The sequence below is a fragment of the Enterobacter sp. ECC_219_Taxon_10 genome (genome assembly GCF_058354905.1).
Genome location: NZ_CM178005.1, coordinates 3701787 through 3719329, shown reverse-complemented (window position 1 = coordinate 3719329; position 17543 = coordinate 3701787). Strand labels below are relative to the sequence as shown.

Genomic DNA, 17543 nt, shown 5'->3' with positions numbered 1-17543 from the left:
AGGATAAGAGATTAAATTATGAGCAACATTATTAAGCAACTTGAACAAGAGCAGATGAAGCAGGACGTACCTTCCTTCCGTCCAGGTGACACCGTGGAAGTGAAAGTATGGGTTGTTGAAGGTTCCAAAAAACGTCTGCAGGCATTCGAGGGCGTGGTTATCGCTATTCGTAACCGCGGTCTGCACTCTGCATTCACTGTTCGTAAAATTTCCAACGGCGAAGGCGTTGAGCGTGTCTTCCAGACTCACTCTCCGGTAGTTGACAGCATTGCTGTTAAACGTCGTGGTGCTGTACGTAAAGCTAAACTGTACTACCTGCGTGAGCGTACTGGTAAGTCTGCTCGTATTAAAGAGCGTCTGAACTAAGATTCGCTTAAGCGACATCCTGTTAGAAAGGGCTGGCCGAAAGGCTGGCCCTTTTTTTATCCTATCGCACCTATCGCGTTAACCCTTTCGTCATAAATCATTTACAATGCTTGCCTCTTCCGTGGAGGGTAAGTGATTAACGTACTGCATCAGCATAACTGGAAACGCGCAGCGGCATGGACCGCGCTGTTTGCGATCCTGCTGATCGTGATCGCACCGCTTATCTCCGTCTCGCTGCAAAAAGATCCCATGAGTGCCATGCCGGGGATGCACCATGACATGAGCATGATGTCGATGGATGAGCACCACGGCGATATGCCGCACAGCATGCCGGTTGACCATGCGGAAGCCTGTGGCTACTGCGTGCTATTAGCCCACGTGCCGGGCATGATACTCGCGCTGATTGTGCTGCTCAGTGTCGTGCTGCACAGGCTGCGTCTGAAGCCGCCGCGTCAGGCGGTCAGCCACTGGCATTTTTTCCCCTGGCTTTATCCCGATACCCGCGCGCCGCCGCGGCAGTCTGCTTTTTCCCTTTAAAAAATATCGATAACTTTTTGCCTTAAAAAGGAAAAGTATGACTACCTGCACTCCGCGCGCGGCATGGGGAAACCTGCTGCGTCGACTCCATTTCTATGTCGGGCTGTTTGTCGGCCCGTTTATCTTCTTCGCCGCGCTGACCGGTACGCTGTACGTGGCGACACCGCAGCTGGAAAATATTCTGTACCGGCACGCGCTCCACACGGATTCGGTGGGGGAACTACAACCGCTGGCGGAGCAGATCGCCGTGGCGGAAAAAACCATCGGCACCAGTCTGCGTTTACACGCCGTGCGTCCTGGCCTGGTTGCGGGTGAAACCACCCGTGTGATGTTTGCCGACCCGTCGCTTGGCCCATCGGAAACCCGCGCTGTTTTTATCGATCCCGTCACTCTTGCGGTGCGTGGCGATATGACGGTGTATGGTACCAGCGGAATTTTACCGTTACGCCAGGCCATTGATTATCTGCATACGTCCCTGATGCTGGGTAACGTTGGTCGGATCTACAGCGAGCTGGCCGCCTCGTGGATGTGGGTCGCCGCGCTGGGCGGGATTGCGCTGTGGTTTTATACCCGGCCAAAACGTCGGATCAACAATCGTTTTCAGAACCGGCGTCGCCTGCATGTCACGCTGGGCTGGGTGCTGCTGGGGGGAATGTTGCTGTTCTCTGCGACGGGCCTGACGTGGTCTCAGTGGGCGGGCGGCAACGTGGATAAACTTCGTGCGCAGATGAACTGGCTAACCCCACAGGTGAACACCACGCTTTCGGGTGCCCCCGTCACGATGGATGAACACGCTGAACATCGCGGACATCATGGTGGCATGATGATGCCCGACGTGACGATAGAGCTGACCCGGTTTGATGGCGTATTGCACGCTGCCCGTCGGGCAGGGATTGATGCGAATAAACTCGAAATCCGCCCGGCGAAAAGCGCTGACCAGGCATGGACCGTGACGGAAATTGACCGCAGCTGGCCGACCCAGGTGGATGCCGTTGCGGTGGATCCGAATTCCATGCAAATTCTGGACAGAACCCGCTTTGAGGATTTCCCGTTAATGGCAAAGCTGACCCGCTGGGGCGTGGATTTCCATATGGGGATCTTATTCGGGCTGGTGAATCAGCTGCTGCTCGTAGCCTTCGGCCTTGCCCTGTGCGTGCTCATCATCTGGGGATACCGGATGTGGTGGATGCGTCGTCCGGCGCGATCTGCAATGAATCCGGTGCAGACGCTCTCTCAGAGCTGGCTTGCGCTGTCAGGGTGGGGAAGAGGCGTTACGGTGATAATCAGCGTACTGCTGGGGCTGGCTTTGCCGGTGATGGGCGTGAATCTGACACTGTTTGTTCTGATTGACTGGCTGCGCTGGCGAGCGGCAACAGGCGTGTCGCTCACCGAATCATCCGCTAAATAATCCTATGGCGTGCTGATAATCACTGACACCCGGCGGTTTTCAGCACGTCCTTGTGCAGTACTATTGCTCGCAATCGGGTATTTTTTTCCTAATCCCTGGGTGGTGAGATTAGTGCGCGGGATATTCGCTCCCTTCGCCCACGCGGCGGCAACGGCATCGGCGCGTTTTAAGGACAGTGCTTCGTTGTAACTTTCTTCACCGTAGTTATCCGTATGACCGTCCATTCGCGCGTGATTCAGGCCAGTTTTCGCCAGGCGAGAGGCCATGGATTGGATCTGTGCTTCACTGTCCGGGCGCAGCCTGGCGTCATTTTTATCAAAGAGGATGGTATCCGACAGCCCCAAAGACCAGTCGCCGTTCAGTTCGTTAAAACCGTATGACTTCATCGCCGCGATTTGTTCAGGTGTGAATTTGCCCTGGGGCGGCGACTGGCAGCCAGCCAGAACCAGTGAGGCCAAAACTAACGGCGCGAAATATCGTTTTAACATAGAATTTCCTTTCTAACTTATTGTTTTTGTACGCTGGTTTTTAACCTGGTACATATTGCGGTCGGCTTTCTCCAGTAATGCTTCAACGGACGCATTTTCCCACGCCAGAGCAAAGCCAATGCTGAGTGACATCGATGCTTTTTGTCCGTTATGCAGATCAAACGGACGGATAAACTGCTGCGCTAGCGCAGCACAAATGTGTTGAACCTCAGTCTCAGAATGCACACCGTAGAGCACCATGGCAAATTCGTCACCGCCAAGGCGGTAGGATTGATGGCGTTTATCGCCAAACTCCATCATCCTGCTGGCGACTTCAATCAATACGCAGTCTCCTGCCGCGTGCCCCCAGGTGTCGTTGATAAATTTAAAATTGTCACCGTCGAGGAAGAGCAGGGCCGAGTTTTTTCTGGCTGAAGGGTCGTTCATTAAGGCCGCAATGCTGTTACGAAACGCCGCACGGTTGGCAAGACCGGTGAGCGGGTCGTGCATTGCGGTACGCAGCAGCTGGGCGTTTTTGGCCTGGAGCTTAAGCTGCCACTCCTCCATCTCATCCAGCAGGCTGTTGAAGTCTTCACCAAACTGGTGAAATTCTTCGATACGGCCATCTTTCACCCGGCGGGAGAAGTTGCGGTTTGTGCGCACGTCATGCACAACGTCAGTGATATTTTGCAGCGCCGTTACCATGCCGCGGTGCAGAGAGTGGGTAATAGTAAGCGCGACGACGGTTGCAAAAAGAATACAGCCGGTGAGGACGGCAAACGACATCCAGATAAAATGACCGATCAGACTGTCACGCGCGGTAAGGCGAATTTCGCCGATTGCCACGCCGTTATGCATGATGGGCTGTGCAACCGGAACGGGGAAAAGCCAGCGGCTCACCAGCGCGCCCAGCGTGTCATTGTTATCCTTCGGGTTCCAGGACCAGTAGGCGAAGCGCTTTTTATGCCTGTTGATGACTTCTGCTACGGCAAACTGCCCCTGCTTACCCAGCGCAGCGAGCGTTTCGTTGGCCGCCAGTGAATCGTTGAAAACCAGCGAGGCTTCCAGGCTGTGGCTCATTGTGGCGCCGGTTAATTCGAGATTTTTTTGCGCGTACTGTTTTAATGTTACGACCGAGGCAAAACAGAGCAGCAGCCATATTAACGTCATCGTGATGATGACGCTTATCATGCTGTTTCGCCTCAGCGTTCTTTTAAACGTCGGACGTGGCGTCGAGGTGAAATCTTTATCCATGCTGCTTATTCCGTGCAAGCATTAATACATCCGGGTTGACCCTGACGCCACTGCGTGTCAACGCATCCAGATTGACGGAAAACCGCACCTGGCCACGATCGATTATCAGGCAAAAGGCACTGCCAATAACACATTCCGGATTTTGCTCTGAGATTAATAGCAATGCTCTGCCCTGATATTGACTTATTAATTCAAGTTGTTTCGCAGGTGGTTCAGTCCCGAAATAAACAGCATCGCATGTCGCGGCCAGGGCTTCCCGATCGTTACGTACAATAACGGGGGTATAGGGTAACTCGTTATTCCCCTGGTCGCCGCTGAGCGCGTGCGTATAGTGAGAAGTGGCGTAAATACAGAGCTTAGGCTGACCGGAAAGCGACGGCCATCGCGTATAGCTCACGATGCCTGAGACAATCGAACGTACCGATTTATCTGTCTCCGTGAGCGCGCCTGCCATCGCCGGGCCCACCATAAGGAACAGCATTAGCACCAGAGTGAGTCGGAACAAAGAGTTCAAGTATAAATTTCTCACCAGAATCCGCCGTACCGCTCCGGAAATAGATGTCCTTAAGAGTTGCGGGCAGAATACCATTGTTTATCAGAGCCGTCATTATGTCAGAAATAGCCCATGGCTTACCTAAGCTAAATCCTACAGTTGTTTATTTTCCAAAGAATAAAAGCAAACTTAATTAAGCCTGCTGGAACGCATACTTTCATCCATTCCTTTTTGCCATGACGCGTGCAGTTTCGCTGCATTTTCAACGGTATCACAACTGGCGGGATAAGATTTGCCCGCTAATCCCCATGCGTGAATAAAGCCTTCTTCGCATACTTTTTTCTGACCATCAGCATAGCCACGGAGATATTCACTACGATCAATATTGGGGTCGTTAAAACTATCGGCCAGGGTCTGGTTATCTTTAACCGGCAGGCCATTCATGGCGTCTTCTTTACCCGCACTGAACCAGTCCGGGCTCGTCCAGTTGGGCTGGAAAGTGTAAGGATTAATCTGGCAGCCCGATAAAAACAGCGACAGCAGGACGAGAGCAATCGATCGCATAATCCTTCTCCTTTTTCTTCAGCATAGCTTGGCGGAAGAAAGTTAGGGTGTAATTTTAAATTTACGTTTTTAGCGGCTGATTTTTGCAATTAATTGGCTGATGTAAAGTAATGTGTACGTATTTTGGATTGAAATGTTTACTTTTTATGGTATCGTGGTTTCACCTCACTGAGGAAAACAACTATCGCAAACGAGCTTTACAGGATCGCTATCATGCAAAAAGACGCGCTGAACAACGTACATATCACTGACGAACAGGTTCTGATTACCCCGGATCAACTGAAAGCGGAGTTTCCGCTGAGCGCCGCGCAGGAGGCTCAGATCGAGCACTCTCGCCAGACCATTTCTGACATAATCGCCGGCCGCGATCCGCGCCTGCTGGTGGTATGTGGTCCTTGCTCTATTCACGATCCTGAAACCGCCATTGAGTATGCTCGTCGATTTAAAGCATTAGCGGAGGAGGTCAGCGATAGCCTCTATCTGGTGATGCGCGTCTATTTTGAGAAGCCACGTACGACCGTCGGCTGGAAAGGGTTGATTAACGATCCGCACATGGATGGCTCGTTTGATGTGGAAGCAGGCCTGAAGATTGCGCGTCGCCTGCTGGTGGAGCTGGTCAGCATGGGGCTGCCGCTGGCAACCGAAGCGCTGGATCCGAACAGCCCGCAGTACCTGGGCGATCTGTTCAGCTGGTCCGCGATTGGTGCGCGTACGACTGAATCGCAAACCCACCGCGAGATGGCGTCTGGCTTGTCGATGCCGGTTGGCTTTAAAAACGGTACCGATGGCAGCCTGGCGACGGCGATCAACGCCATGCGCGCCGCCGCTATGCCGCACCGCTTTGTCGGTATCAACCAGGCGGGCCAGGTGTGTCTGCTGCAAACGCAGGGCAACCCGGACGGTCATGTGATCCTGCGCGGCGGGAAAGCGCCAAACTACAGCCCGGCGGACGTGGCGCAGTGTGAAAAAGAGATGGAACAGGCGGGACTGCGTCCGGCACTGATGGTAGATTGCAGTCATGGTAATTCGAATAAAGATTACCGTCGCCAGCCAGCGGTTGCGGAATCCGTGGTTGCACAGATCAAAGACGGAAACCGTTCGATTATTGGTCTGATGATTGAGAGCAACATTCATGAAGGCAATCAGTCATCAGAACAGCCGCGCAGCGCGATGAAGCACGGCGTCTCCGTCACGGATGCCTGCATCAGCTGGGAAACCACCGATGCGCTGCTGCGTGAGATCCATAAAGATTTAAGCGGCCAGCTGGCGACGCGTCTGGCTTAAGAGGGTAGTTATGGTTGCTGAATTGACCGCACTGCGCGATCAAATTGATGAAGTAGATAAGGCGCTGCTGGACCTGCTGGCGCGCCGCATGGCACTGGTTGCTGAAGTCGGTGAGGTGAAGAGCAAATACGGCCTGCCGATTTACGTCCCGGAGCGCGAAGCCTCAATGCTGGCCTCCCGTCGTAAAGAGGCCCAGGCGCTGGGCGTTTCGCCGGATTTGATTGAAGATGTTCTGCGTCGCGTGATGCGGGAATCCTATTCCAGCGAAAACGACAAGGGCTTTAAAACCCTCTGCCCGTCCCTGCGGCCGGTGGTGATTGTCGGCGGAGCAGGACAGATGGGGCGTCTGTTCGAGAAAATGCTGACGCTTTCTGGCTATCAGGTGCGCATTCTGGAAAAAGAGGACTGGGCGCATGCTCCGGAACTGATGAAAGATGCCGGAATGGTCATCGTCAGCGTGCCGATCCACGTGACGGAGCAGATCATCGGAAAGCTCCCGCCTCTACCGAAAGATTGCATTCTGGTGGATCTGGCCTCCGTCAAAAATGGTCCTCTGCAGGCGATGCTGGCTGCACATACCGGCCCGGTGCTGGGCCTGCACCCTATGTTTGGCCCGGACAGCGGCAGCCTGGCGAAGCAGGTGGTGGTTTACTGCGACGGTCGTCAGCCGGAAGCCTATCAGTGGTTCCTGGAGCAGATCCAGGTCTGGGGCGCGAGGCTGCACCGCATCAGCGCGGTCGAGCACGATCAGAACATGGCGTTCATTCAGGCGCTGCGCCACTTTGCGACCTTTGCCTACGGTCTGCATCTGGCGGAAGAGAACGTGCAGCTTGAACAGCTGCTGGCGCTCTCTTCACCTATCTATCGTCTGGAGCTGGCGATGGTCGGGCGTCTGTTTGCGCAGGATCCGCAGCTTTACGCCGACATCATTATGTCGTCTGAAAATAACCTGGCGCTGATCAAGCGCTACTATCAGCGCTTTGGTGAAGCCATTACCCTGCTGGAGCACGGAGACAAGCAGGCGTTTATCGACAGCTTCCGCAAAGTGGAGCACTGGTTCGGCGATTACGCCACGCGTTTCCAGAGTGAAAGCCGCACGCTGTTGCGCCAGGCAAATGACAGTCGCCAGTAATCCAATGATGTATATACTGAAAGCCAGCAATGCTGGCTTTTTTCATTTTGGGGAACTGTCATGGCTGAACCGCAGCTGCTGTTGAACTACACCGGGCATCTGCCCGAATGCCCGACGTGGAGCGCAGAAGAAAATGCGCTTTACTGGGCGGATATTCTGGAAGGGGAGATCCACCGCTACCACCTGTCAACGGCGGAACATACCGTGCTCTCCTTCCATGAAGAGGTGGGCTGCTTTGCCCTGCGCGAGCGCGGCGGCTTTATTGTCGCCATGCGCAACGGCATATGGCTTGCCGATAAGCATGGGCTCCTGCAGCGCAAGGTGTGCGATAACCCCTCAAACCCGCAGCTCGCACGTTTTAATGATGGGGGGACCGACCATCAGGGACGCTTCTATGCGGGCACGTTCTGGGGGCCGGGAGATTACAACGGTGCCCTGCTGATGCGCATCGACAACGACCTGGCGCCGAAGGTGATCCAGTGCGATATTCACGGGCACAACGGCTTAGCGTTTAGCCCGGATAAGCGGTGGATGTTTACCTCCGACACGCCAAACGGCGTAATTTACCGTACGCCGCTTGATGAGCATGGTGACCCTGGCAGGCGCGAGGTGTTTCGTCAGTTTAAAGCGGGAGAAGGGATACCCGACGGCGCGGCGATGGATGTGGAAGGCTGCTACTGGAGTGCGCTGTTTGACGGCTGGCGTATTGCGCGTTTTTCTCCGCAAGGGGAGCAACTGGAAGAATACCGCATGCCGGTGCGTTGCCCGACGATGGTCTGCTTTGGCGGCGACGACATGAAAACGCTGTTCATTACCACCACGCGGGAAAATATGGATGCGGAGGAGGTGGAGAAGTATCCGCTCTCCGGCGGCATCTTCACCCTGCCTGTCAGCGTAGCAGGGATGAAGAAAAGCCGGTTTATCGAACGTTAAGCCGGGTCAACCGGGACGACGTTTTCGCTCGGATAGCAGCCCAGCACTTTCATGGAGCGCGTGATTTCGCCCAGTTCGCGCAGGGCTTTCTGCATGGAAGCTGACTCCAGGTTGGCCTGGATATCGAGGTAGAACATCTCTTCCCACGGGTTACCGTGGATTGGGCGTGATTCCAGTTTGGTCATGATCAGGTTGTGGTTGCGCAGCACCAGCAGGGCTTCAACCAGCGCGCCGGCCTGCTGGCCGGTTGCCATCAGCAGCGTGGTTTTCGCCGGCACCTGGTCTGACACGTTGATAGCCTTGCGGGCCAGCACCACGAAACGGGTGATGTTTTGCGTCTGGTTTGCCAGGTTGCGTTCCAGCACTTGCAGTCCATACAGCGCGCCGCCCGCTTCGCTGCCGAGCGCTGCAACGGTTGGGGAGTTGGCCTGCGCCACTTTTTCCATCGCCGCCGAGGTGCTTTCGGTGTACTCAATTTTCCAGTTCGGATAGCGGTTCAGGAACTGGCTGCACTGCTGGAACGGCTGCGGATGGCTGTACACGGTTTCGATCGTGCTCAGGTCGGTTGAGCCGGAGACCAGCACGCAGTGATCGATAGGGATCGTCAGCTCGCCGACAAGTGACAGGCTGGTGTGCTGCAGTAAATCATAGACGTCGTTAATGGCACCGGAGCTGGTGTTTTCAATCGGCACGACGGCGTAATCGGCCTGGCCGGTCTCGACCTGGTTAAAAATGTCGGCAAACTTCGCACAGCCGCTCTCAATAAATTCTTCGAAGTGGCGCGCGGCATATTGACGTGCGGCCAGGTGAGAGTAGGAGCCTTTAGGCCCGAGGAAGGCGATGCGTGCCGAGTGCGGGTTGGTTTTGTTCAGATGCTGCTGGAGTAACGCTTGCTGGGTGAGAACGGAGTCTTCGATGATGAGCTGGAACAACCGGGTGATGTAATGGGCATCGAGGTGATGCGCTCTGCCTAGCTGGATCAGACGCTCCAGCAGGTCGCGCTCGCGGTCGATATCACGCACCGGGCGATGGGAGTCCAGTTTGGCTTTGCCTACTTCAATGGCGAGCGCGCGGCGTTCGGCCAGCAGCGCCAGCAATTTTTCATCCAGCGCGCTGATTTTTACTCGAAGATCCAGTAACGGGTTTTCCGGTGTCATAGTGTTGCCTGTCTCATTTTATCGTTATCAATAAAAAAGGCCCCCCGGTATGGGAGGCCTTATTGTTCGTCTTCGCATTCTTTATCACACGACGAAACGCCTCCCGTTCAGGGGAAGGTAAAAAAGAATGCGAAGAAGAACGGCGTAAGTTTCATAAAGTCATCCTGTGATTGATACCGTTAAAGTACCCGTACTGTTTTCACCCTGTCAATAAAAAACGCGCCCGAAGGCGCGTTGGCGGTACACTCAATTTAAAGGATTACTCTTCTTCAACTTCTTCCGCGAAGCTGGCGTCTTTCACCGATGTCGCGGCGCGACGGGCTTCACCTTTGTGTTGCACTTTATTGAGCTGCCGTTCCAGCTTGTTGATCAAATCGTTAATAGCGGTGTACATATCCTCGTGTTTTGCGCTGGCGACCAGATGGCCGTTTGGAGTATTGATAGTTGCGTCAGCGATGAAACCCTGGGGCTCCTTGGACAGGATGATATGTGGATTAATCAAATGAGTTTGCCATTTATCCAGTTTGGCGAGACGGTCTGCGACGTGCTGGCGAATTGCCGGAGTAATTTCCATTTGTTTACTGGTAATGTTCATTGTCATAAATTTTACCTCTTGTCTTTCCGTCTTGGTGATTCCAGCATACCCGACCTAATGTCAAAATGTGTGATTTAGATCACGTTATTTTGTCGGTTTTTGTCAGGGAATCTTTTTTGTGAGGCAGGGCAGGAAGAGGTGAGATTTACCTTGTGGAAGGTACGAATTGCGGTCATAGTTGACGGGATGTGTTGAGGCTAAAGCGCTTCAGCGGATGTCTGAAATGAATAAAGAAACGGCAGCCTTCTGGCTGTAATGCCAGTCAGTTAAGCAACTGACTGGCTTTTTTTCGGGGCTGTGGGGTATCTCCAGGGCCTTTCCTTTACCACCCTCGGGAAGGCCCTTTCCCTTCTTGTCGGCAACTTTACCAGTTGCGCCATGCTTTCAAGATCACGCATCAGCTCCGGGATACGCCCTGGTGAAGCGCCCTGCAGCGTCATCAGCATTCTCATGACCATGCCGCATGATTCTGAGAAGCTCAGCTGATTCGGCCAGTATCCTTTCAGATGGCCCGCCATTTTAATCATCTGATATCGCACCAGATTATACGCCAGTAACACGCCCCATAACTCCTGCTCCACAAGCTCCGGCTTTTTACTTCTCAGCGTCAGCCTGCTCAGTTGCATCGTTTGTTTTATCTCCCTGTACCCCAGCTCTATTTCCCAGCGATGGCTGTACAGGTCTGCCATTTCTCCTCCGGGATAGCGCATGGCGTCCGTCATCGACGTCAGCAGATGGCTGACTTTCCCTTTGCGCGTCACGGTCAGCAGGCGGGCTGTCATCTCATCTCCCAGACCCGGCCATTTTTTTCGTGCCTGTGGGCTGGTTTTCAGCTTCACCAGATAGTCGCCTTTACCCAGCTTTCTGACCTCTTCATACTGTGCTCCCTTTCTGAGAGGGAGCATCCAGTGACGGTGTTCTCCTGCCTGGCTCCATGCATTCAGCAACCCCAGCGAGTAGTAGCCTTTATCCATTAACGTCAGGGTGTTATCGCCGGTCTGCTCTATCAGTTGCTCCGCGAGCTCATTTTCACTGTTTTTCATCGTGCCGAAGGCCGCTGCCGTCAGCAGATGGCTGGTCAGCTCCATCTGGCAGACCATTTTTACCTGCGGATAGAGTGCCGGGTTTCCGCCATGCGTCTGGCGGGGAAAGGCGCTGTCGTTTTCCGGCGTGTCCGGTGTTCGCCAGAACACACCATCGATGGCCAGCAGGGTCAGGCCGCACCAGTGCGGATGCGGCGTGGCGTTATGCCAGAGCTGCGCTGTTTGCGTGAACACGCGGCGGACGGCTTCGCTTCCCAGCCGCTGACGGGCCTGGATCACGGCGCTGGGGGCAACGAACGGACGATTGCCGGGTAACATGATATCCAGCCGGTTAACTATCTGATGAAGCGGCTCCTTGCGCTCAAGGGCCATACCGACAATGCACCAGACCATCATTTCCAGAGGAAGGCGCCGTTTGCGTAACGTGACGGTGCCGGATTCTTCAAGGCAGCGGGAAATCAGTTCCGGGTCAAGACAGTCGCCCAGAGAAGTCAGAGGGTTACGCAAAGAATCGTAACGGGATACCAGATCAAGAGCCTGTCCAATGTGCATAAAAAAATCCGGAAACGGGTAAACATTTCCGGATTCTTACACAGCCACTGGATCGGTCAACCGATCCTTAACTGATCAGCATTACAGCCTTCTGGCTGCCGTTTTGCATTGAAGCGATATCAGGTGTTGCTGCTGTTCGCAGCGATGATTTTCGCCACTTTTTCAGCCTGAGCGGTCATCTGCATCTGACGGTAAGCATTTTCCATCAGCTTCAGGCCGTCACGCGTTGCCTGAGTATCCGGATAATCACGCAGCATACCTTCTACGCGGTTAACCACAGCAACCCATGCGCCACGGCGGGTATAGTATTCCGCAACGGAGTATTCATACTTTGCCAGACGATCTTTCAGGAACACCAGACGTTTGGTTGCGTCGGTGACGTACTGACTGTTCGGATAGCCGCGCACCAGCTTGGAGAAGTCATTGAAGGCATCGCGCGCATGCTGCGGGTCACGGTCGGAACGATCCACGCCGAAGAAGCCCTGCAGCGCACTATCATCCAGCGCCATGTTGGTCAGACCGCGCATGTACATAACGTAATCGATGTTAGGATGAGTCGGGTTCAGACGCATGAAACGATCGATAGTTGCCTGAGCCAGCGGCAGATCGGCATTTTTGTAGTAGGCGTAGATGAGATCTAACTGTACCTGCTGCGAATACGGACCAAACGGATAGCGATTATCCAACGCTTCCAGTTGCGTTATCGCCTGTTTCCAGTTACCGTCCTGCAACTTTTGTTGTGCAGTCGCATAGATTTCATTCGGCGGATTGTCAGGGACCTGTTCATTCGAACCGGAGCAGCCCACCAAAGCCAGGCTCAACGTGGCCGCTGCCACCAGATATTTCATGCGCGTCATGACGTTTTGACTTTCCTCAAATGTTTGTCCGGGAGAAACTCTGTTCCTGCTCCCGATTAAGACCAGCTACAATAGCACACTATATTAAACGGCAAAGCCGTAAAACCCAACGTTAAACAAAGAAGCAGTTTATGGCACAACGAGTAGAACTCACCGCAACAGTCTCCGAAAATCAGCTCGGTCAACGCTTAGATCAGGCTTTGGCCGAATTGTTCCCTGATTATTCGCGTTCACGCATAAAAGAATGGATCCTTGACCAGCGTGTGCTGGTAAACGGCAAGATCTGGGACAAACCAAAAGAGAAAGTGTTTGGTGGGGAAGCTGTTGCCATCAATGCTGAAATCGAAGAGGAAATCCGCTTCGAGCCGCAGGATATCCCGCTGGACATCGTCTATGAAGATGATGACATTCTGGTGATCAACAAGCCGCGCGACCTGGTTGTACATCCGGGCGCGGGTAATCCTGACGGTACGGTGCTTAATGCACTTCTCCATTATTATCCGCCGATCGCGGATGTTCCACGTGCAGGCATCGTTCACCGTCTGGATAAAGACACCACCGGTCTGATGGTAGTGGCGAAGACTGTTCCTGCTCAAACTCGTCTGGTGGAATCACTGCAGCTGCGTGAAATCACCCGCGAATATGAAGCGGTGGCGATTGGGCACATGACTGCTGGCGGCACGGTAGAAGAGCCGATCAGCCGTCACCCGACGAAACGTACCCATATGTCGGTGCATCCGATGGGTAAACCTGCGGTGACGCACTATCGCATTATGGAGCACTTCCGTATTCATACCCGCCTGCGTCTGCGCCTGGAAACCGGGCGTACTCACCAGATCCGCGTTCACATGGCGCACATTACCCATCCGCTGGTGGGGGATCAGGTGTACGGTGGGCGTCCGCGTCCGCCAAAAGGCGCATCGGATGAGTTCATCAGCGTATTGCGTAAATTCGACCGTCAGGCGCTGCACGCGACCATGCTGCGTCTTTATCATCCGATTACAGGAATCCAGATGGAGTGGCATGCGCCTATCCCGCAGGATATGGTGGAACTTATTGACGCCATGCGTGCCGATTTCGAAGAACATAAGGATCAAGTGGATTGGCTATGACCAAACTGATTGTCCCGGAGTGGCCGCTGCCTGCAGGCGTGGCCGCCTGTAGTTCGACCCGTATTGGCGGCGTGAGCCAGGGCGCGTGGGAGTCTTTAAACCTCGGCGCGCACTGCGGCGACAGCCTGGAGCACGTTGAAGAGAACCGCACGCGTCTCTTTGCTGCGGGAAATCTGCCGTCGAAACCGGTCTGGCTGGAGCAGGTTCACGGTAAAGCGGTACTGAAGCTGACGGGAGAACCATACGCTTCTAAACGCGCCGATGCCTCTTACAGTAATACTCCGGGCACGGTTTGTGCCGTCATGACAGCCGATTGTCTGCCGGTTCTGTTCTGTAATCGCGCAGGCTCTGAAGTGGCTGCCGCGCATGCGGGCTGGCGTGGCCTGTGCGAGGGCGTTCTGGAAGAGACTGTCTCCTGCTTTAATGATGATCCCGCCAATATCATGGCGTGGCTTGGTCCGGCGATTGGGCCTCGTGCTTTTGAAGTGGGGCCAGAGGTTCGCGAAGCCTTTATAGATAAAGATCCGCAAGCCATTGAGGCCTTCCTGCCTGCCGGGGAAAAATATCTGGCGGATATTTATCAGCTTGCCCGCCAGCGCCTGAATAATATTGGCGTAATGCAGATCTTCGGTGGCGATCGCTGTACGTTCACCGAAAAGGGTGATTTTTTCTCCTATCGCCGCGACAAGACGACGGGTCGTATGGCAAGTTTCATTTGGCTGATATAACCTAAAGAATCAAGACGATCCGGCACGTGCCGTTTTCTTTTCACATAATTCAGGTCATTAACCTTGAATAATTGAGGGATGACCTCATTTAATCTCCAGTAGCAAATTTGACCTGTTATGGGAGGAGTTATGCGTCTGGATCGTCTTACTAATAAATTCCAGCTTGCTCTCGCCGATGCCCAGTCCCTTGCACTGGGGCACGACAACCAGTTTATCGAACCTCTTCATTTAATGAGCGCCTTGCTAAATCAGGAAGGGGGATCGGTACGTCCTTTATTAACGTCTGCTGGCATTAATGCTGGCCAGTTACGCACCGCTATCGATCAGGCGCTGAGCCGTTTACCGCAGGTAGAAGGTACCGGCGGTGACGTGCAGCCGTCTCAGGATCTGGTGCGAGTGCTGAACCTTTGCGACAAGCTGGCGCAAAAACGTGGGGACAACTTTATTTCGTCGGAACTGTTTGTTCTGGCGGCGCTTGAATCACGCGGTACCTTGACCGACCTGCTGAAATCTGCCGGTGCAACCACCACCAATGTGACTCAGGCGATTGAGAAAATGCGCGGAGGTGAAAGCGTGAACGATCAGGGAGCCGAAGACCAACGTCAGGCTTTGAAGAAATTTACGGTCGATCTGACCGAACGCGCTGAGCAGGGCAAACTTGACCCGGTGATCGGCCGTGACGAAGAGATCCGCCGTACGATTCAGGTACTGCAGCGTCGTACCAAGAACAACCCGGTGCTGATTGGTGAACCGGGTGTCGGTAAAACCGCCATCGTTGAAGGGCTGGCACAGCGTATCGTGAACGGCGAAGTGCCGGAAGGGCTGAAAGGCCGCCGCGTACTGGCGCTGGATATGGGCGCGCTGGTGGCCGGTGCGAAATACCGCGGGGAGTTCGAAGAGCGTCTGAAAGGCGTGCTGAACGACCTGGCGAAACAGGAAGGCAACGTTATTCTGTTTATCGACGAACTGCACACCATGGTGGGTGCCGGTAAGGCGGACGGCGCGATGGATGCCGGGAACATGTTGAAACCTGCGCTGGCGCGCGGTGAACTTCACTGCGTTGGTGCCACTACGCTTGATGAGTACCGTCAGTACATTGAAAAAGATGCTGCGCTGGAACGTCGTTTCCAGAAAGTGTTTGTCGCTGAGCCAAGCGTTGAAGATACCATCGCGATCCTGCGTGGTCTGAAAGAGCGCTATGAACTGCACCACCACGTGCAAATTACTGACCCGGCCATCGTTGCGGCGGCGACGCTTTCGCATCGTTACATCGCCGACCGTCAGTTGCCCGATAAGGCCATTGACCTGATTGATGAAGCAGCTTCAAGCATTCGTATGCAGATTGACTCGAAGCCGGAAGAGCTGGACAGACTTGACCGACGCATCATTCAGCTCAAGCTGGAACAGCAGGCGCTGAAGAAAGAGTCTGATGAGGCCAGTAAAAAACGCCTCGATATGCTCAATGAGGAACTGGACGATAAAGAGCGCCAGTATTCTGAGCTGGAAGAAGAATGGAAGGCAGAAAAAGCCTCCCTGTCAGGCACGCAGACTATTAAAGCAGAACTCGAACAGGCAAAAATTGCCATTGAGCAGGCGCGACGCGTGGGCGACCTGGCGCGGATGTCGGAGCTGCAGTACGGCAAAATCCCTGAGCTGGAAAAACAGCTTGAAATCGCCACGCAGTCTGAAGGCAAAACCATGCGTCTGTTACGTAACAAAGTGACTGATGCGGAAATTGCTGAGGTGCTGGCGCGCTGGACCGGTATTCCGGTGGCACGCATGATGGAAAGCGAACGCGATAAGCTGCTGCGCATGGAGCAAGATCTGCATCAGCGCGTGATTGGTCAGGATGAGGCAGTTGAGGCAGTGTCCAATGCTATTCGTCGTAGCCGTGCCGGGTTGTCCGATCCTAATCGTCCGATTGGTTCATTCCTGTTCCTGGGGCCAACCGGTGTCGGTAAAACCGAACTGTGTAAAGCGCTGGCTAACTTTATGTTCGACAGCGACGACGCGATGGTGCGTATCGATATGTCCGAGTTTATGGAGAAACACTCCGTCTCGCGTCTGGTCGGTGCGCCTCCGGGATATGTTGGTTATGAAGAGGGTGGTTACCTGACCGAAGCGGTGCGTCGTCGTCCTTATTCCGTCATTCTACTGGATGAGGTGGAAAAAGCGCATCCGGATGTGTTCAACATCCTGCTGCAGGTGCTGGACGATGGTCGTCTGACCGACGGGCAGGGGAGAACGGTCGATTTCCGTAATACGGTAGTTATCATGACCTCGAACCTGGGTTCCGATTTGATTCAGGAACGTTTCGGTGAGCTGGACTACAGCCATATGAAGGATCTGGTGCTCGGTGTGGTGAGCCATAACTTCCGTCCGGAGTTCATTAACCGTATTGACGAAGTGGTGGTATTCCATCCTCTGGGTGAGAAACATATTGCGTCGATTGCGCAGATCCAGCTGCAGCGTCTGTACAAACGTCTGGAAGAGCGTGGTTATGAAATTCACATCTCCGACGATGCGCTGAAGCTGCTGAGCGAGAATGGTTACGATCCGGTGTACGGTGCGCGTCCATTAAAACGTGCTATCCAGCAGCAGATCGAAAACCCGCTGGCGCAGCAGATCCTCTCCGGAGAGCTGATTCCGGGCAAAGTTATCCGTCTGGAAGCCAACGACGATCGCATTGTGGCAGTGCAGTAAGTCACAAAACGCAAAAACGAGCCGCTTGCGGCTCGTTTTTGTTTAAAAACCAGGCGAAAATTGAGGTCTGGGATGCGTTTCGCCTGGAAAGTGAGCAGTCAGTAAATAATTTTCACTTTATCCTTGCAGCTTCGGAATTACTCCCTATAATGCGCCTCCACTGACACGGAACAACGGCACACACGCCGCCGGGTCAGCAGAGAAAGGCAAAATAAACGCTTGACTCTGAAGCGGGAAAGCGTAATATGCACACCCCGCGCCGCAGCGAAAACGAAGCGGCACTGCTCTTTAACAATTTATCAGACAATCTGTGTGGGCACTCAAAGTGACATGGATTCTTAACGTCGCAAGACGAAAA

18 protein-coding genes and 1 other annotated feature are annotated in these 17543 nt (G+C 54.0%); of the genes, 9 read left to right on the top strand and 9 right to left on the bottom strand.

The window, feature by feature from the left end:
- Window positions 1-18 precede the first annotated feature (18 nt).
- The 3 genes from rplS (at window position 19) to AC4ICF_RS17580 (ending at window position 2311) form a co-directional block, all read left to right on the top strand.
- A complete protein-coding gene (gene rplS / locus AC4ICF_RS17590) occupies window positions 19-366 on the top strand; it encodes a 50S ribosomal protein L19 (protein ID WP_002914145.1) in 348 nt (115 codons plus the stop codon).
- Between the two features lie 132 nt (window positions 367-498).
- Window positions 499-903 carry a DUF2946 domain-containing protein gene (locus AC4ICF_RS17585; protein ID WP_316380194.1) on the top strand — a complete coding sequence of 135 codons (405 nt, stop codon included), beginning with the start codon at window positions 499-501 and terminating at the stop codon, window positions 901-903.
- Between the two features lie 37 nt (window positions 904-940).
- Window positions 941-2311: a PepSY-associated TM helix domain-containing protein gene (locus AC4ICF_RS17580; protein WP_491466113.1), complete on the top strand. Its 1371-nt coding sequence runs from the start codon at window positions 941-943 to the stop codon at window positions 2309-2311.
- 2 nt (window positions 2312-2313) lie between these two features.
- On the opposite strand, the gene AC4ICF_RS17575 is transcribed toward AC4ICF_RS17580, so the two are convergent.
- The 4 genes from AC4ICF_RS17575 to AC4ICF_RS17560 form a co-directional block, all read right to left on the bottom strand.
- Window positions 2314-2799 (bottom strand): OmpA family protein, encoded by a 486-nt coding sequence (locus tag AC4ICF_RS17575; protein WP_316380196.1) that lies wholly within the window; start codon window positions 2797-2799, stop codon window positions 2314-2316.
- Between the two features lie 12 nt (window positions 2800-2811).
- Window positions 2812-4032, bottom strand: coding sequence for a diguanylate cyclase DgcN/YfiN (gene dgcN, locus AC4ICF_RS17570; RefSeq protein WP_316380197.1), 1221 nt, complete (start codon window positions 4030-4032; stop codon window positions 2812-2814).
- Window positions 4025-4513 (bottom strand): regulatory sequestration protein YfiR, encoded by a 489-nt coding sequence (gene yfiR / locus AC4ICF_RS17565; protein WP_226857725.1) that lies wholly within the window; start codon window positions 4511-4513, stop codon window positions 4025-4027. Before yfiR ends, dgcN begins: the two co-directional genes overlap by 8 nt.
- Window positions 4514-4714: 201 nt before the next feature.
- Complete coding sequence (locus tag AC4ICF_RS17560; RefSeq protein WP_116343787.1) at window positions 4715-5089, bottom strand: DUF2799 domain-containing protein; 375 nt, start codon at window positions 5087-5089, stop codon at window positions 4715-4717.
- A gap of 213 nt (window positions 5090-5302) precedes the next feature.
- Between AC4ICF_RS17560 and aroF the strand changes: the two genes are divergently transcribed.
- The 3 genes from aroF to AC4ICF_RS17545 are packed head-to-tail and all read left to right on the top strand — an operon-like array spanning window position 5303 to window position 8438.
- Entirely contained in the window at window positions 5303-6373 is a 1071-nt protein-coding gene (gene aroF / locus AC4ICF_RS17555; RefSeq protein ID WP_041908638.1) for a 3-deoxy-7-phosphoheptulonate synthase AroF, read from the top strand.
- Between the two features lie 10 nt (window positions 6374-6383).
- Window positions 6384-7505, top strand: a complete 1122-nt coding sequence (gene tyrA / locus AC4ICF_RS17550) for a bifunctional chorismate mutase/prephenate dehydrogenase (RefSeq protein WP_163330166.1) — start codon at window positions 6384-6386, stop codon at window positions 7503-7505.
- A 60-nt stretch (window positions 7506-7565) separates the two neighbouring features.
- Window positions 7566-8438: an SMP-30/gluconolactonase/LRE family protein gene (locus AC4ICF_RS17545; RefSeq protein WP_316380198.1), complete on the top strand. Its 873-nt coding sequence runs from the start codon at window positions 7566-7568 to the stop codon at window positions 8436-8438.
- Here AC4ICF_RS17545 and pheA read toward each other — a convergent pair.
- The 5 genes from pheA to bamD all read right to left on the bottom strand — a co-directional run bounded on the left by pheA (window position 8435) and on the right by bamD (window position 12642).
- Entirely contained in the window at window positions 8435-9595 is a 1161-nt protein-coding gene (gene pheA, locus AC4ICF_RS17540; protein WP_116343784.1) for a bifunctional chorismate mutase/prephenate dehydratase, read from the bottom strand. The two genes, AC4ICF_RS17545 and pheA, sit on opposite strands and share 4 nt — an antisense overlap.
- A gap of 30 nt (window positions 9596-9625) precedes the next feature.
- Window positions 9626-9751: a sequence feature (Phe leader region), on the bottom strand.
- Entirely contained in the window at window positions 9703-9750 is a 48-nt protein-coding gene (gene pheL / locus AC4ICF_RS17535; protein WP_100249759.1) for a pheA operon leader peptide PheL, read from the bottom strand. Its footprint overlaps the feature before it by 48 nt.
- Window positions 9752-9854: 103 nt before the next feature.
- On the bottom strand, window positions 9855-10196 hold the full coding sequence (raiA, locus tag AC4ICF_RS17530) for a ribosome-associated translation inhibitor RaiA (protein ID WP_003863162.1): 342 nt from the start codon (window positions 10194-10196) through the stop codon (window positions 9855-9857).
- A gap of 260 nt (window positions 10197-10456) precedes the next feature.
- Complete coding sequence (locus AC4ICF_RS17525) at window positions 10457-11785, bottom strand: IS4 family transposase (protein ID WP_479984861.1); 1329 nt, start codon at window positions 11783-11785, stop codon at window positions 10457-10459.
- A 119-nt stretch (window positions 11786-11904) separates the two neighbouring features.
- Window positions 11905-12642, bottom strand: coding sequence for an outer membrane protein assembly factor BamD (gene bamD, locus AC4ICF_RS17520; protein WP_023308867.1), 738 nt, complete (start codon window positions 12640-12642; stop codon window positions 11905-11907).
- A gap of 131 nt (window positions 12643-12773) precedes the next feature.
- On the opposite strand from bamD, the gene rluD reads away from it, so the two are divergent.
- The 3 genes from rluD (at window position 12774) to clpB (ending at window position 17185) form a co-directional block, all read left to right on the top strand.
- The gene (gene rluD / locus AC4ICF_RS17515) at window positions 12774-13754 is read left to right on the top strand and encodes a 23S rRNA pseudouridine(1911/1915/1917) synthase RluD (RefSeq protein WP_080330260.1); all 981 of its coding nucleotides are present in this window, start codon (window positions 12774-12776) and stop codon (window positions 13752-13754) included.
- Window positions 13751-14482, top strand: a complete 732-nt coding sequence (gene yfiH / locus AC4ICF_RS17510; protein WP_316380974.1) for a purine nucleoside phosphorylase YfiH — start codon at window positions 13751-13753, stop codon at window positions 14480-14482. Before rluD ends, yfiH begins: the two co-directional genes overlap by 4 nt.
- 129 nt (window positions 14483-14611) lie before the next feature.
- Window positions 14612-17185 carry an ATP-dependent chaperone ClpB gene (clpB, locus tag AC4ICF_RS17505; RefSeq protein ID WP_116343782.1) on the top strand — a complete coding sequence of 858 codons (2574 nt, stop codon included), beginning with the start codon at window positions 14612-14614 and terminating at the stop codon, window positions 17183-17185.
- The last annotated feature ends 358 nt before the right edge of the window (window positions 17186-17543 follow it).